Source organism: Pantoea sp. B9002 (assembly GCF_013385945.1).
GTDB lineage: Bacteria > Pseudomonadota > Gammaproteobacteria > Enterobacterales > Enterobacteriaceae > Pantoea.
On the sequence record NZ_JACAPA010000011.1, the window covers coordinates 31712 to 46553 of the forward strand.

At 57.0% G+C, this 14842-nt stretch carries 14 protein-coding genes; 11 read left to right on the forward strand and 3 right to left on the reverse strand.

From position 1 onward, the window contains the following. The first annotated feature begins 284 nt into the window (after positions 1-284). Positions 285-1589, forward strand: coding sequence for a multidrug efflux MFS transporter (locus tag HX773_RS08780; protein ID WP_176971223.1), 1305 nt, complete (start codon positions 285-287; stop codon positions 1587-1589). Here HX773_RS08780 and HX773_RS08785 read toward each other — a convergent pair. Beyond that, positions 1528-4608, reverse strand: a complete 3081-nt coding sequence (locus tag HX773_RS08785) for a beta-galactosidase (protein WP_176971224.1) — start codon at positions 4606-4608, stop codon at positions 1528-1530. The two genes, HX773_RS08780 and HX773_RS08785, sit on opposite strands and share 62 nt — an antisense overlap. A 253-nt stretch (positions 4609-4861) precedes the next feature. Here HX773_RS08785 and HX773_RS25780 point away from each other — a divergent pair, with 253 nt between their 5' ends. The 7 genes from HX773_RS25780 to HX773_RS08815 all read left to right on the forward strand — a co-directional run bounded on the left by HX773_RS25780 (position 4862) and on the right by HX773_RS08815 (position 11278). After that, positions 4862-5005 (forward strand): hypothetical protein, encoded by a 144-nt coding sequence (locus HX773_RS25780; RefSeq protein WP_218168197.1) that lies wholly within the window; start codon positions 4862-4864, stop codon positions 5003-5005. A 210-nt stretch (positions 5006-5215) separates the two neighbouring features. Continuing rightward, complete coding sequence (gene iraP, locus HX773_RS08790) at positions 5216-5470, forward strand: anti-adapter protein IraP (protein WP_176971225.1); 255 nt, start codon at positions 5216-5218, stop codon at positions 5468-5470. A gap of 102 nt (positions 5471-5572) precedes the next feature. Continuing rightward, positions 5573-5875: a PsiF family protein gene (locus tag HX773_RS08795; RefSeq protein ID WP_176971226.1), complete on the forward strand. Its 303-nt coding sequence runs from the start codon at positions 5573-5575 to the stop codon at positions 5873-5875. 287 nt (positions 5876-6162) lie between these two features. After that, a complete protein-coding gene (locus HX773_RS08800) occupies positions 6163-7686 on the forward strand; it encodes a sodium:solute symporter family protein (protein ID WP_176971227.1) in 1524 nt (507 codons plus the stop codon). A 1-nt stretch (position 7687) separates the two neighbouring features. Then, positions 7688-8461 carry a 6-phosphogluconolactonase gene (locus HX773_RS08805; RefSeq protein ID WP_176971228.1) on the forward strand — a complete coding sequence of 258 codons (774 nt, stop codon included), beginning with the start codon at positions 7688-7690 and terminating at the stop codon, positions 8459-8461. Next, the gene (locus HX773_RS08810) at positions 8454-9623 is read left to right on the forward strand and encodes an N-acetylglucosamine-6-phosphate deacetylase (RefSeq protein WP_176971229.1); all 1170 of its coding nucleotides are present in this window, start codon (positions 8454-8456) and stop codon (positions 9621-9623) included. The genes HX773_RS08805 and HX773_RS08810 overlap by 8 nt, the downstream gene beginning before the upstream one ends. A 125-nt stretch (positions 9624-9748) precedes the next feature. Continuing rightward, positions 9749-11278 (forward strand): FAD-dependent oxidoreductase, encoded by a 1530-nt coding sequence (locus HX773_RS08815; RefSeq protein ID WP_176971230.1) that lies wholly within the window; start codon positions 9749-9751, stop codon positions 11276-11278. A gap of 151 nt (positions 11279-11429) precedes the next feature. Here the strand turns inward: HX773_RS08815 and proC are convergent, their stop codons facing one another. Further along, positions 11430-12242 (reverse strand): pyrroline-5-carboxylate reductase, encoded by an 813-nt coding sequence (proC, locus tag HX773_RS08820; protein WP_064740399.1) that lies wholly within the window; start codon positions 12240-12242, stop codon positions 11430-11432. A gap of 147 nt (positions 12243-12389) precedes the next feature. On the opposite strand from proC, the gene HX773_RS08825 reads away from it, so the two are divergent. Beyond that, positions 12390-12833, forward strand: a complete 444-nt coding sequence (locus tag HX773_RS08825) for a YaiI/YqxD family protein (protein WP_176971231.1) — start codon at positions 12390-12392, stop codon at positions 12831-12833. Here HX773_RS08825 and HX773_RS08830 read toward each other — a convergent pair whose 3' ends face one another. Next, a complete protein-coding gene (locus tag HX773_RS08830; RefSeq protein ID WP_176971232.1) occupies positions 12834-13529 on the reverse strand; it encodes a DUF2076 domain-containing protein in 696 nt (231 codons plus the stop codon). 283 nt (positions 13530-13812) lie between these two features. On the opposite strand from HX773_RS08830, the gene aroL reads away from it, so the two are divergent. Further along, a complete protein-coding gene (gene aroL, locus HX773_RS08835; protein WP_176971233.1) occupies positions 13813-14337 on the forward strand; it encodes a shikimate kinase AroL in 525 nt (174 codons plus the stop codon). Positions 14338-14445: 108 nt separating this feature from the next. Beyond that, the gene (locus tag HX773_RS08840) at positions 14446-14637 is read left to right on the forward strand and encodes a YaiA family protein (RefSeq protein WP_061717492.1); all 192 of its coding nucleotides are present in this window, start codon (positions 14446-14448) and stop codon (positions 14635-14637) included. Positions 14638-14842: the final 205 nt, after the last annotated feature.

Consider the following 14842-nt stretch of genomic DNA (forward strand, 5'->3'; position numbering starts at 1 on the left):
AACTGGTGGTTTTTTAAACATAGATGCGGTGTGGAATATTGTCAGTAACGTGTAGACATATTTTTTCACGTTTGCCTGCAGTTGCGATGCGCTTATCTTGCGGCAAGCAGGGTTTCAGCACATAAAGACACTAAAAAACGGCACTCAGACATGATTTGCTGTGAGCAGAATCACGCTCGACAGTGTAAAACTGCGTTTTTTCGTCCATGCCATGTTTTGCCGTCCGGTAATGTTATGAGATTGTTAGACTGAACCCCTGTTTCATTCTGCTGATGCCCACGCCCATGTTACGCTCCATCGAGTCCTGGAAAGTTAATCTGATATCCGTTTGGTTTGGCTGCTTTTTTACCGGACTCGCCATCAGTCAGATCATTCCCTTCCTGCCGCTGTATGTAGAAGAACTCGGGATTCGTGGCGGTAACGCGCTCAGCGTATGGTCAGGGCTCACCTTCAGCGTCACCTTCATTGTTTCTGCCGCCGTCGCGCCCTTGTGGGGCAGCCTTGCTGACCGTAAAGGGCGCAAGCTGATGCTGCTGCGCGCCTCGTTCGGCATGGGCGCGGTGATTCTGCTGCAGGCGTTTGTCACTCAGGCGTGGCAACTGTTGCTGCTGCGTGCGCTGATGGGCCTCACGTCCGGCTACATTCCCAATGCGATGGCGCTGGTGGCGGCGCAGGTACCGCGCGAACGCAGCGGCTGGGCGCTGAGCTGTGTCTCCACCGGGCAGATCAGCGGCGTTATTCTCGGGCCGATGATTGGCGGTTTGCTGGCGGACTGGCTCGGTTTGCGCATGGTGTTTATCGTCACCGCCGTGCTGCTGATGGTGAGCTTCCTCGTCACTTTATTCCTGATAAAAGAGACCGGTTATACGCCGGTCAGCAAGCAGGACAAATTGAGCGGGCGCGACGTGTTTCGCACCCTGGATAATCCGCGCTTAATGATCTGCCTGTTCTTCACCACCATGGTGATTCAGATGTGCAATGGATCGGTGAATCCCATTCTGACGCTGTTCGTGCGCGAGCTGGCACCGAATGCGCAGAACATCGCGTTTCTCAGCGGGGTGATCGCCGCGCTGCCGGGCGTATCGGCGCTGATCTCCGCGCCACGGCTGGGTAAACTCGGCGATCGTATTGGCACGCAACGCATTCTGCTCGCCACCATGATGGTGTCGTTATTGCTGCTGGTGGCGATGTCGTTTGTCACCAGCGCGACGCAGCTCGGCGTGCTGCGTTTCCTGTTGGGATTTGCCGACGGCGCGATGATGCCGGCGGTGCAAACGCTGCTGGTGCGGCATTCACGCGATAACGTCACCGGGCGCATTTTCGGTTACAACCAATCGTTTATGTATCTGGGTAACGTGGCGGGTCCGTTGCTGGGCGCGGCGGTATCGGCGGCAACCGGCTATCGCTGGGTGTTCTTCGCCACGGCGATGGTGGTGTTGGTCAACGTGATCTTCCTGCGCCGCTTCTATCGCCGCCCGAAAACCACGCTGACTCCACCTTTGAGCCAGCGTGAAAGCGTGGAAAAACCTACTGACGCAACGTCAGCGCGTAGTGCCAGCGCTGCTGAGAAAGCAAAAACTCCGGGCTAACGCTTGGGCTCCATGAATCATCACCGCCGACGCCCATATGGAAGCCGTCAAGATGCAGCCAGCAGCCATCCTCTTGCTGCAGTAAGTGGCGATGCGAGGTTGCGCGCAGCTGTTCAAGGCTGAAGCGACTGAGCGAAAAGGCGAAGTCGCCGCTCACCTGCAAGCCATTGCTCTGTAACTGACGCGTGCCGCAGCGCAAGCCATTTTCACCGGGGAACACATACGCAGTGCTGAGCGCCGCCAGCGGCAACTGCCAGCGCGAGAACTGCGCCGCCAGCTGGCGATCCGGATAGTTTTCGTGCGGGCCCAAACCGAGCCAGCTCACCTGCTGCGGCGACTTCGCCAGTTGGCAGCGCAGCCCGATGCGTGCCGGCGGCGGCAGACCGGCGGCCTGTTGCACATTGACGCTGATGGATAACTCGCCGTTAGCATTGATCTGATAGCGTTTGTGGCTGGTAAAAGCCAGCTGACCGTTGGCCAGCCACTGATGCCAGGTTTCAATCAGCACGCTGTGTTTCAGGCTATCGACCTGCATATCCACCAGCACCGATTCCAACTCATCGTAGCCCGCACGTTTCCAGCGCTCGACCCACGCATTGGGATCAACATTGGCGGCTTCGCTGGTGCCGATATCGTTATCAATCGGCGCACGAATAAAGCACTCCTGCAGCGGCGTCAGCAGCGTTTCTTCATCATCAACAAACCATTGCACCAGCTCGCCGCTGCGGCGTGAGAAGTGCCAGCGCTGCTGCGGTACAACCACCGCCACCAGATCGTGATTGGCGATCAGTTCCGGCGCGGTGGCACCGATCTCCACAACGCGCACCGGCAGCACAGCGGGCAGCGGCCACTGATCCCAGGCGACGCGCGCATCCGCTTCGGACCACGGCGTGGCGTTGACCTGATGCACCGCCAGATTCAGCCACGCGTTGCCCTGCAAATCTTCATTCGCCGGCAGCGTAAACGTCTGGCTGCCTTGTGCGGCGAGATCGAGCGGCAATTCACCGCTGGCGATGGCAACGCCATCCTGCTCGATTGACCAGCGCAGCACTTCGTTATCGCTGCGGCGGAACAGATATTCGCTGCTGACGGTAAAGCGATACGCCTTGTTAGCGTCCCGCTGAAACTGGAAGAACTGCTGTGCGCGCTGAGCTTCAAACAGCGCCGGATGCGGTGAGCGGTCGGCAAAAACCAGCCCGTTCATGCAGAACTGACGATCGTTCGGCGTATCACCAAAATCCCCGCCGTAGGCTTGCCAGGCTTCGCCGTTGTCGTCGTAGCGCGTCAGGCTTTGATCGACCCAATCCCAGACGAAGCCGCCCTGCAAGCGTGGGAACTGGCGGAAGGCTTGCCAGTATTTAGCGAATCCGCCAAAGCTGTTGCCCATCGCGTGCGCGTATTCACACAGAATCAATGGCCGCGTTTCGCCCGGCAGACCGATCCACTTTTTCAGCGACCACTTTGGCACCGCCGGGAAAGGCTGATCCTGATCGACGCGCGCGTACATCGGGCAGACGATATCGGTCGCGGCCGTATTGGCGCCGCCGCCTTCGTACTGCACCGGACGCGTTGGATCGCTGCTTTTCACCCATTGATAGAGCGCATCGTGCGTGCTGCCGTGCCCCGATTCGTTGCCCAGCGACCAGATAATGATGCAGGCATGATTGCGGTCGCGCTGCACCATGCGCGTAACGCGCTCGCTGTAGGCGGCGAACCAGCGGGGATCGCTGGAGAGGCGATTCATGGGCTGCATACCGTGCGTTTCGATGTTGGCCTCATCCACCACATACAAACCGTATTGATCACACAGGCGATACCACAGCGGATGATTAGGATAGTGCGCGCAGCGTACCGCGTTAAAGTTGTGGCGCTTCATCAGCTCGATGTCGCGGCGCATGCTGGCTTCATTAACCACCTGACCGTTTTCCGGGTGATGTTCATGGCGGTTCACACCGCGAATCAGCAGCGGCTTGCCGTTCAGGCACAGTTGACCCTGCTCAATGCTGACGCGGCGGAAACCGACGTCGTAAGCTTCGGCTTCGATCACGGCACCGTTTTCATCCAGCAGCGTCACCACCGCGCGATAGAGATGCGGCGTTTCGGCGCTCCACAGCAGCGGCTGGTTGACCGGCAAGATCAGCAGGGCGCGTTCGGGATAATGTCCGCGTTCGTCGATAATCGCGCTGCCGGGTGACTGTTCCTGTTCGCCAATGCAGCTATCGCCGCGCCACAAACTGACGCGCAAGCGGCACTGCGCGGGCTGACGATCGCCGGCGTGGATTTTGACGCTGACGCGCAGATCGCCGCGCAGGTATTCCGGGCTCAGCGCAGTTTCAATCTGCACATCAGCCAGCTGTGTCTCCGGCTTATGCAGCAAGCTGACATCACGGAAGATGCCGCTCATGCGCCACATATCCTGATCTTCCAGATAGCTGCCATCGCTCCAGCGCAGCACCATAACGGCTAAACGGTTCTGGCCGGGCTGCAAAGCCTTAGTGAGATCAAACTCGGCGGGCAGGCGGCTGTCCTGCGAATAGCCGATCCATTGACCGTTACACCACAGGAAGAAGGCCGAATTCACGCCATCAAAGATGATGCGCGTCTGGCCCTGTTGCAGCCAGCCAGCATCAACATTGAATGTGAGCGAGTAACATCCAGTGGGATTCTGTTGCGGTACTAAAGGCGGCGTCACCGGAATCGGATACTGCACGTTGGTATAAATCGGCGCGTCAAAGCCGTGCAGCTGCCAGTTTGCGGGCACCGGCAGCGCATGTGCGCCAGGCAAATCCTGCAGCAGCCAGCTTTGCGGTACCGCTTCCGGCTGTGTGAAGTAGCTGAAGTTCCATTGGCCGTTCAACGACTGGCGCGAAGGCGAAGGGCGATCGTCGCGCGCACTGATTTCGTCGCGCCAGCTGGCAAACGGCGGATGCGCATCCAGCCGATTAAGGCTGGTGATCACCGGGTTTTCCCAGTCACGGCGCGCCAGAATTTCACTCAGGGAGACAGCAGATAAGCTCATGATAAGATCTCATTTATTGTAATGCGCTCACATTGCGTGAAATTGCACCGGCTGTAAAGCGATCAAAAACGATTTTGCGCAGCGCGTTGGCATCAATCTAGGCCGCCCGTGTGATGTTTTTGCCGCTTTAGTGCCAGTAAATTGTTAAGCGTGGTGAGCAGAGATGAATAGCGCCGGGTTGCGGAGAATTCTGTATTGTCGTGCCCGATGCGGCCTCATACACTCAGCCCGATTTCACCATTCCGAGGTAATTATGGTCCGTATGTTTAAAATCGCCGCAGTTGTGGCATTGGTTACCGCGCTGAGCGGTTGTATTTTCCCACCTCCGGGTGGCGGCGGTTGGGGCGGCGGTCATGGTGGCGGCGGTCCGGGACGCGGCTTTATGGGGCCCCGCTAATTAGCACCAACGTTAATAAATAGAATAAGCGAAACGTTTCAATTCGCCATTAAGCGTTCAGAGAAACGTTTCGCCATTACATATTGAAATCTAGCCGGTTTTTTTTATTCTGCCGTTTGGCTGTTTTTTTCTGAAAACACTTAAAAATCCTTGTTGTTTTATTCAGCTCAATGCTAACGTCTGTTTTTCTTCTCTCATTGAGCTTGTCGCATGAAAAACCTGATTGCGGAACTCCTTCTAAAGCTGGCTGAAAAAGAAGAAGAGTCTAAAGAATTAGTGGTTCAGGTTGAGGCGCTAGAAATCGTGTTAACCGCGATGCTGCGCAAACTGAATCCCGAACAATTCCACGATATTGAGGCCGCTATTAAAGTAGCCATGCCGCCCATCGCCCCCGCTGCTGAAACGCCCGATACTACGATGCTGCGTAATTACGTAGAGAAGTTGCTGCATCATCCCCGCGTATAACGACTATCGCCTGTTTTTGCAGGCAATTGTCATTATCGATTTCTCGTATTTGCTTATTCCGTGCCATGCTTAGAGAGCAATAATGCTACGGAGAATCCGGTAATGAAATCGTGTCTTTTGGCAATAATGACAGCAGGCTTGCTGATTGCAGGCGGAGCGAGTGCGGCAGAGAAAACTGCACAGCAGGAAAAAATGACCCTGTGTAACCAGAGCGCCGGTACACAAAATCTGAAAGGCGATGCGCGTAAAAGCTTTATGAGTGACTGTCTGAAAAAAGACAGCAAAATGGGCAGTATGACGCCGCAACAAATGAAGATGAAAACCTGTAATGCTGATGCGGGCGATAAAAAGCTCACCGGCGATGCACGTAAAACGTTTATGAGTTCGTGCCTGAAGAAAAGCTGATTTAATTAGCGATAAATCGTCGCCATTTTAAATCACTCATGCGTGAAAAGTAATAAGGGTTCATGTTTAGCGTGAACCCTTTTTTTATTGCTGTAAGCTGCGGCGCAGACATATTCAATTTTACTTATCACGTCAGAGGAAAAACTCATATCAGGATCCTCATCACAAAATCGCACCGATAACGCTGCCAGGATGCTTTAGTCCTAAGTGGTGACTAATTATTCCATCCGCTCAATCCCCGCGAAGCCAGACCGTTCGTTGGGCAGCCTTTACCTGTGGAGTCTGCTATGAATGTGCTTGATTATGCTGTGATGGCGCTTTATGCGCTGATGATTGTGGCTATAACCCTGTGGGCGATGCGCAAGGTGGGCAGCACGCGTGATTTCTTTGCGGCCGGCGGCAAAATGCCGTGGTGGCTGTCGGGCGTGTCGCATCACATGTCGGGCTACAGCGCGGCGGTGTTTGTCGCCTATGCGGCGGTGGCATACAACATGGGCATCACCATCTATTTTTGGTGGGCGTTTCCCATCGCTATCGCGGTGTTGATAGGTTCACGCCTGTTTGCGCCGCGCTGGGCGCGCTTGCGTATCTATATGAACATCGAATCGCCGATGGAATATCTTGCCACGCGCTACAACCTGCCAACGCAAATGGTGCTGGCGTGGAGCGGGGTGCTGCTGAAAACCTTTGACGTCGGCGCGAAGTGGGCGGCGATTGCGGTGATCATCAACGTCTTCACCGGACTCGATCCGCTGATTGGCATTTGTGTATCTGGCGCGCTGAGTTTGTTTTACACCGTGATGGGCGGATTGTGGGCGGATGCCTGCAACGACTTCGGTCAGTTCGTGGTGCAGTTTGTCGCCGCGATTGTGATGGTGGTAGCGGTGGCGGTGCATCTCGGCGGATTTGCTGAGCTGTTCACCATCTGGCAGCGGCTGCCGCCAACCCATACGCAGATCATTCAGGAGCCGTACAGCATCGGCTTTATTCTCGCCTATTTCGTCATCTATACGCTGAGCTACAACGGCGGCACCTGGAATCTGGCGCAGCGCTTTATTGCCGCGCCCGCTGGCCGTGATGCGCGCAAAGCAGCGCGCCTCTCCGCCGCGCTCTATCTCATCTGGCCGCTGATTCTGTTCTGGCCGATGTGGGCGGCGCCGCTGCTGTTTCCCAATCTCAGCGATCCGTCGCGCTCTTATTCGATGATGGCGATGGAACTGCTGCCAAATGGCTTAGTGGGTTTGGTGCTGGTGGCGATGTTTACCCACACGCTGTCGATGACCTCGTCGGACGCCAACGCCATTACCGCCGTGGTGACGCGCGATATCCTGCCCGGCATGCTGCCGAAACACTTTCAGCGCGGTAAAAGCTCGCTGCTGGTGGCGCGACTTACCGCCTTTATCTTCATTATCACCACGCTGGTGATTGCCATGAACGCCAGCCACTTCGGCGGCGTGCTGTCGCTGCTGATCATCTGGTTTGGCGGCTTAGTCGGCCCGATCTCCATTCCCATGCTGCTGGGTTTGCTGCCGGCATTTCGTCGCAGCGGCAGCGCCGCCGCGCTGGTGAGTTGGGCGATCGGTGTGGGCACTTTCTTCTGCGTGAAATTTGTCTTTACCGATGTCAGCACCGCCACCGTGGTGGCTGCGCCGGTGATGTCTTCATTGGTGCTGTTTGTGGTGATGGGCTGGTTACGCCGCGCGCCGGTGCGACCGGAAGTGGATCAACTGCTGAACGCACTTAATCAGGATCAGGATGCGCCCGCCGAACAGCGCTGGGCGCACAAAAGCAACGTCTCTCAGGAGGGATAACATGACGCTCTTACAACAGGGAACCCGAGATCGCTTACGCATCAAACGCTTCGCCAGCCGCGCGGCATTGGGTGCGGCTGCGGCGCAGGATGTGGCCGCGTTTCTGCGTCAACGCCTGAGTGAACAGCATGTGGTGCGCATGGTGTTTGCCGCCGCGCCCTCGCAAAACGAGTTTCTCGCCGCGCTGGTGGCGGCCACAGATATCGACTGGTCGCGCATTCACGCCTTTCATATGGACGAGTACATCGGGTTGGATGCGGATGCGCCGCAGCGTTTCAGCCACTTTTTAAGCCAGAAGCTGTTTGATGTGGTGCAGCCTGGCGAAGTCCATCTGATGCCATCTTGCGGCGATCCTGCCGCGATCTGTGCGGATTACGCGGCAAAACTTAACACCGCGCCCATTGATGCGGTGTGCCTTGGCATTGGCGAGAACGGCCATTTAGCCTTCAACGATCCGCCGGTGGCTGACTTCAGCGATCCTTTCACCGTTAAGGTGGTGCAGCTGGATGATGCCTGCCGCCAGCAGCAGGTCAACGATGGCTGTTTCGCCACTTTCGAGGCGGTACCGACGCATGCCGTAACGCTAACGATTCCCGCCTTGATGAGTGGCGCGCGGCTGTTCTGCATGGTGCCGGGTGTGAGCAAACGCGCGGCGGTGCGCGCAACGCTTGAGGATGCGATCTCCACCGCGTGTCCGGCGACGTGCCTGCGCCAGCATGCCGATTGCACGCTCTATACCGACAGCGATGCCTGCCCGGAGGTGACCTTTGACTAACCTCATTTTGCGCGGCCGCGATTACCGCACGCTGCAACCGATTGAGCTGGAGATTGAGCACGGCACCATCATGGATGTGCGCGCGCTAAACGAATTGGAAGATGAGGTCATCCTCGCGCCGGGCTTGGTCGATCTGCAGGTCAACGGCTTTCAGGGCGTCGATTTCAACCATTTTCCTTTCAGCGAAGAGGATGTGCTGCACGCCACGCGCGCACTGTGGCAGCAGGGTGTCACCAGCTTTCTGCCGACGGTGATCACCGCCATGCCGGGGGAGATTACGCAGGCGATGCAGCGACTCGCCAGCGCACGCCAGCATCATCCTGACGTGGCACGCGCCGTGCCCGGTTTTCATCTGGAAGGACCTTTTCTGTCGCCTGAAGATGGGCCGCGCGGTGCGCATCCGCGCGAGGCGATTAGGGCACCGGATATCGCGCTGTACGACAGCTGGCAGCAGGCCGCACAGCAGCATATTCGCCTGCTAACGCTGTCACCCGAATGGCCGCACAGCGATGCGCTGATCAAACATTGTGTGGCGCAGCAGGTGCGTGTCGCCATTGGGCACACGTCTGCCACGCCAGCGCAAATTCATGCGGCGGTTGACGCGGGTGCCACGCTCTCCACCCATCTCGGCAACGGCGCGCATCTGCAACTGCCACGCCATCCCAATTACATCTGGCAGCAGCTGGCGGAAGATGCGCTGACGGCCACCTTGATTGCCGATGGCGATCATCTGCCGGCGGACGTGCTGAAAGTGTTTCTGCGTGCCAAAGGCGAGCAGGCGCTGCTGGTCAGTGACGTCACCTCGTTCGCCGGGCAGCCGCCGGGCATCTACGACACCGCGATTGGCGGCCGCGTGCAGCTCAGCGCCAGCGGACGCCTGAGCATCGCCGATGCGCCGCAGCTGCTGGCGGGATCGGCGCGTGGTTTGCTGGAGGGCGTGAACTTCCTGCTGCGCCATCAGCTGGCGACGCTGGCGCAGGCGATTGAGATGGCGTCAGTACGTCCGGCGCGGCAGCTCAATCTGCCGCAGCAACAAGGTTTGGCCTGCGGCGCACCCGCCGATGTGCTGCTGCTTGCTGCTCAGGCGGATGGCAGCGTGGCGTTACGCGGCTGTGTGAAGCAAGGTGCTGCGGTGTGGCGGGATAATGCAGATTATCTTTAGATAGTAAACAAACACTTACCTGCCGCTGCGCTTTGTTGTTGCGGACAAATCACCACGCTTTGCCAGGCTTACTCTTTGTAGGGATTTGCTGTTCACATCAAAAACCAGAAGAAAGGAGGCCTAACGTGAGCTATCAAACAGTCGTGGAACTCAAGTCGCTGGCGCAGCGCAAACCCACCAAATTTACCGTCGGCGACACCGATGTGGTGCTGATTCGTGACGATGAACGTGTGCAGGCGTTTCAGGCCAAATGTCCGCACGCCGGTGCGCCGTTAGAGCAGGGTGCGGTGTGTGGCGACAAGCTGATCTGTCCGTGGCACAAAGCGGTGTTTCAGCTGCAGGATGGACAGATGTGCGAGCCGCTGGCGCTGGCGAATCTCAAGCGTTATCCGGTGCGCATCGAACAAGGCAAAGTGCTGGTCAGCCCGCAAGCGATGTCGCCCGCCAGTGCGCCCTCGGCACAAGGCGAGTCACCGGTCTGCGTGATTCTCGGCTCGGGCGCGGCGGGCAGCGCGGCGATCTGGACGCTACGCGATGAAGGTTTTAGCGGGCATATTTTGTTGATCGAGCGGGAATCGGCCGCGCCTTACGATCGCACCGCACTGAGCAAATTCGTGCCGTCAGGCAAAATGGCGATTGAGGATGTACCGAAGCTGCTAAAGCAGGATGTGCTGGGCACGGTAGAGCGGATTCAGGGCGATGTCGAGCAGCTTAAAGCACTTGAGCAAACGCTGATCCTCAAAGGCGGTCAGCAAGTGAAGTTTGACCAACTGCTGATTGCCAGCGGCGGCGTACCGCAACCGCTCAATATACCGGGTAAAGATCTCAACGGCGTGCATCTGCTGCGATCGCTTAATCAGGCTGATGAACTACTCAAAGAGGTCGATAAAACCGAGCAACTGGTGATTATCGGCAACAGCTTTATTGGCATGGAGATGGCGGGATCGCTGCGTAATCGTGATATCGATGTCACGGTGATTGCGCGTCATCCGCTGCCATTCGCTAAACAGTTTGGCGAAGAGATTGGCCGCCACTTCTACGATCTGCATCGCAGCAACGGCGTGACGTTTGTGGAAGGCGATCCAGTGGCGCTGGAAGGCGAGGGCAACGTCAGCGCCGTGCGTCTGAAGAGTGGCAAAAAAGTCGATGCCAGCTTAGTGCTGTTTGGCACAGGCGTGGTGCCGGCGACCAAGTTCATCCACGACCTGCCGCTGGAAGAGGATGGCAGTTTGCTGACCGACAGCCAGCTGCGCGTGGCCGATAACATCTGGGTGGCCGGTGATATCGCCAGTTATCCGTCGGTGCAGGGCCCGCAACGCATTGAGCACTATCGCGTGGCGCACCAGCAAGGGCGCATCGCGGCGCTGAATATGTTAGGGAAACAGATCCTGTATGACCGCGTGCCGTTCTTCTGGACCGCGCATTACGGTACCCGCTATGAGTACCTGGGGCATGCGGAAGAGTGGGATGATTACCGGTTGCTGGGATCGCTGCAGAATAAGCAGTTTATCGCTTTCTATTGTCAGGAAGGGATGATTGCGGCGGTGTGTTCTGCCGGGCTGTATAAGTTGACGGCCGCGCTGATGCAGGAGATGCAGCAGCCCATGACGCTGGCGCAAGGGATTGCGTTGTATGAGGCGTACTCTGCGGCCTGATGCCCTCACCCCGGCCCTCTCCCACAGGGAGAGGGAGACGCAGCCACATGCCCTCAGTTCCCTCTCCCGCTTGCGGAAGGTTGCCACATGCTCGATCAGTTCCCTCTCCCGCTTGCGGGAGAGGGTTAGGGTGAGGGGCAAAGCGCACCGATTACTGCTTACTCAACGCCTCTGACTTCGCCATACACTGCTGCATCGCGTTAATCACCGCGGCGCGGAAGCCTTTCTCTTCCAGCACTTTCACCGCTTCAATGGTGGTGCCGCCTGGCGAGCACACCATATCTTTCAGCTCGCCCGGATGCTTGCCGGTTTCCAGCACCATCTGCGCCGAACCTTTGACCGCCTGCGCCGCAAACTGATACGCCTGCGCACGCGGCATGCCGCCGAGCACCGCCGCATCGGCCATCGCTTCGATAAACATAAACACATACGCTGGCGCTGATCCGCTCACGCCAACCACCGCGTGAATCAGGTATTCATTCACCACCGCCGCTTTGCCGAAGCTTTCGAAAATCCCCACCACTTCATCCACTTCATGCGCTTCCACCAGCACGTTTGGCGTCACCGAGGTCATGCCTTCGTTGACCAGCGATGGCGTGTTGGGCATCACGCGGATGATTTTGCGATCGTGGCCGAGCACCGACGCCAGAGAATCAAGCGTCACGCCTGCGGCAATCGAGACCACCAGCACATCTTTTTTCAGCTGGCCGGCAAGATCTTTCAACACTTTGAGAATCACATTGGGTTTCACTGCGCCAAACAGGATATCCACTTCGCGCGCCAGACTTTCCACGCTGTCTGCGGCAGTGACGCCATATTGCTGCGCCATCGCCTGATTAGTGGCGGGCTTACGGTCGAACACCCAGATATTGGCGGGGGCGATCTGCCCGCTGTTGACCAGTCCGCTAATGATGGCTTTCGCCATATTGCCGCAGCCGACAAACCCGATTTTCTTCTCCAGCATCGCTTTATCCTCTAAGTGGTTCATTTTCTGTGGGGGTAAGCTTACGTCAGCGAGGATTAATAACAAGGCGGGCGGGCAGCAAAAACAGTTGCCATTCTGCCGCAGCACGGCAAGATCAGCCCCATTGTCTGTGAAAAAGGAGTCATCATGTCGATTTGGGTTGATGCCGATGCCTGTCCCAATGTCATCAAAGAAGTGCTGTACCGCGCGGCCGAGCGCACCAAAATTACCGTGACTTTTGTCGCCAACCAACCGCTGCGGGTGCCGCCATCGCCGTGGCTGAAAACTTTGCAGGTCGCTGCGGGATTCGATGTGGCCGATAACGAGATTGTGAAACGGGTGCAGCCCGGCGAGCTGGTGATCACCGGCGATATTCCGCTGGCGGCAGAAGTGCTGGAGAAGGGCGCTGCGGCGTTGAATCCGCGTGGAGAACGTTACTCGACAGACACCATTCGTCAGCGCTTAACCATGCGTGACTTTATGGAAACGATGCGCGCCAGCGGGATTCAGAGTGGCGGCCCGTCGACCTTAAGCCAACGCGACCGCCAACTGTTCGCCAACGAACTGGATAAGTGGTTACGTCAGCGCTAATCAGACGAAGCTGTCATCGTCGTCAAAGTCGCCACCACTGCCAAAGTCACCGAAATCATTGTTGTCCGCCAGGTTGTTATCCCAGCCCGAGTTATCATTCAGGAACGCATTGTTGCTGTCGTTGCCGTTAAAGGTGTCGAGGCTGTTATCCACCTGCGGCAGCGCCGGTTCGTTGATGATGTTAACGATCTCTTCCGGCTGTGAATGGTGGAACATGCTGGTCAGCATATCCGCCATCACCACGCCACCCGCCACACCAACTGCCGTCTGCAACGCGCCGCCGAGGAAGCCGGTGCCGCGTGCTGCCGGCGCAGCAGATTGCTGCTGTGGTGGTGGCGCATATTGCTGTTGTGGCTGCGGCGGTGGATTCCCCCACGCTGGCTGCTGTTGCGCCGCCGGGCGCGATCCGCCACCAAACAGGCTGGAGAGAAAACCGCCGCTGCTCTGCTGCGGTGCCTGTTGCTGCTGCGCCTGCGCCAGACGATTTTCCAGATCCGTAACCTGCGCATTGAGCTTTTTCAGCGCCGCTTCCTGAATCAGGATCGCCTGCGACATGTAGTAAGGCGCGCCGGGCTGATTCTGTAAATGCTGTTTGATTAACTGCTCTGCGCCCGCATCACGCGGACCGCTTTGCGTCTCAGCCTGTTTCAGTCGGCTGAACAGGTTTTCAATAAGTTGTTGTTCTTCGCTTTGCATGGGGAACCCTCCGTTAAGGTATGCCTCATATATGAGGGCGCGACCAAAGAAAGTAAATCAGCGGCCTGGTAAGGAAATGTTGGCCGCTGTTACATTTGGCCTGATGCACGATTCATGCATTGTTTTTCGCTGCTTAATCAAACGACTAGCTTAAGATGTGACTGAAATACGCGTAAATCGTGCCTCGCGGGTGGCTGATAAAATAAAATCCAGGTATTATGCGACGCATTATTGACCTGATGACGTTGCCCGTGCGGCACATTACGGCGGAGGATGAGCCCGGATGTCATTACCCATCTATCTGATCGGCGCACGCGGTTGCGGTAAAACCACTGTTGGCCAGGCGCTGTCGCAAGCGCTGGGCTATGCCTTTAACGATACCGATCACTATCTGCAACTCACTACGCAACGCAGCGTGGCGGAGATTGTGGCGTCTGAAGGGTGGGATAGTTTCCGCGCCCGCGAAACGGAATCGCTGCGCGCAGTCACCGCACCGAATACGGTCATCGCCACCGGCGGCGGCATGGTGCTGGCTGACGTGAATTGTCGCTTTATGCGCGAACACGGTCAGGTGATTTGGCTGAATGCGCCCTCAGAAGTGCTGGCGGATCGTCTGGAACATCAGCCGGAAGCGGCGCAGCGTCCCACGTTAACCGGCCGCCCGATTGCCGAAGAGATGGGCGATATCCTGCGTGAGCGTGCTCATCTGTATCGTCAAACCGCGCATCATGAAGTCAACGCGATGCAATCGCCCGATCGCGTAGTAGAGCAAATTCTGCAATCGCTCTCTCTGGCGCGCGCCAGCTAAACCCTCAGATTTCTCTCTGTTTTTTCGCAGCGATCCTCTGTTGTCTATACTTAGCGTTAGGCAGAGGATCACCGCTGTCTGTGGACAACTGAGAGAAGAGGGAAAACGATGCCAACTAAACCACCCTATCCGCGAGTCGCCCGTATTGTCGCCGTTGAAAAAGGTTCGGCGGATCAAACCGTCACCTGGTATGAATTACGTGCCGACCATCCCAAACCCGATACGTTAATTAGCGAACATAAAACCGAAGCCGAAGCGCAAGATGCCAAAGAGCGCTACGAAGATGCCGATAAAGACTGACGGTTTCGAAAAAGATTAATGTCGGCTGGCAAGGATGCCAGCACTCAATTGTTACTTCCCGTCGCTAAATGCTTTTTTTAATTCCTGCGAAATATCGTTTATCTGCCAATAAAACTACACGCCTTCCTGCTGAATATTTAGCTCGCCTGATAACGTCATCTGATTCCCTATTTAAACCTGATTTTATGCTGCCTTAAATCTCCTC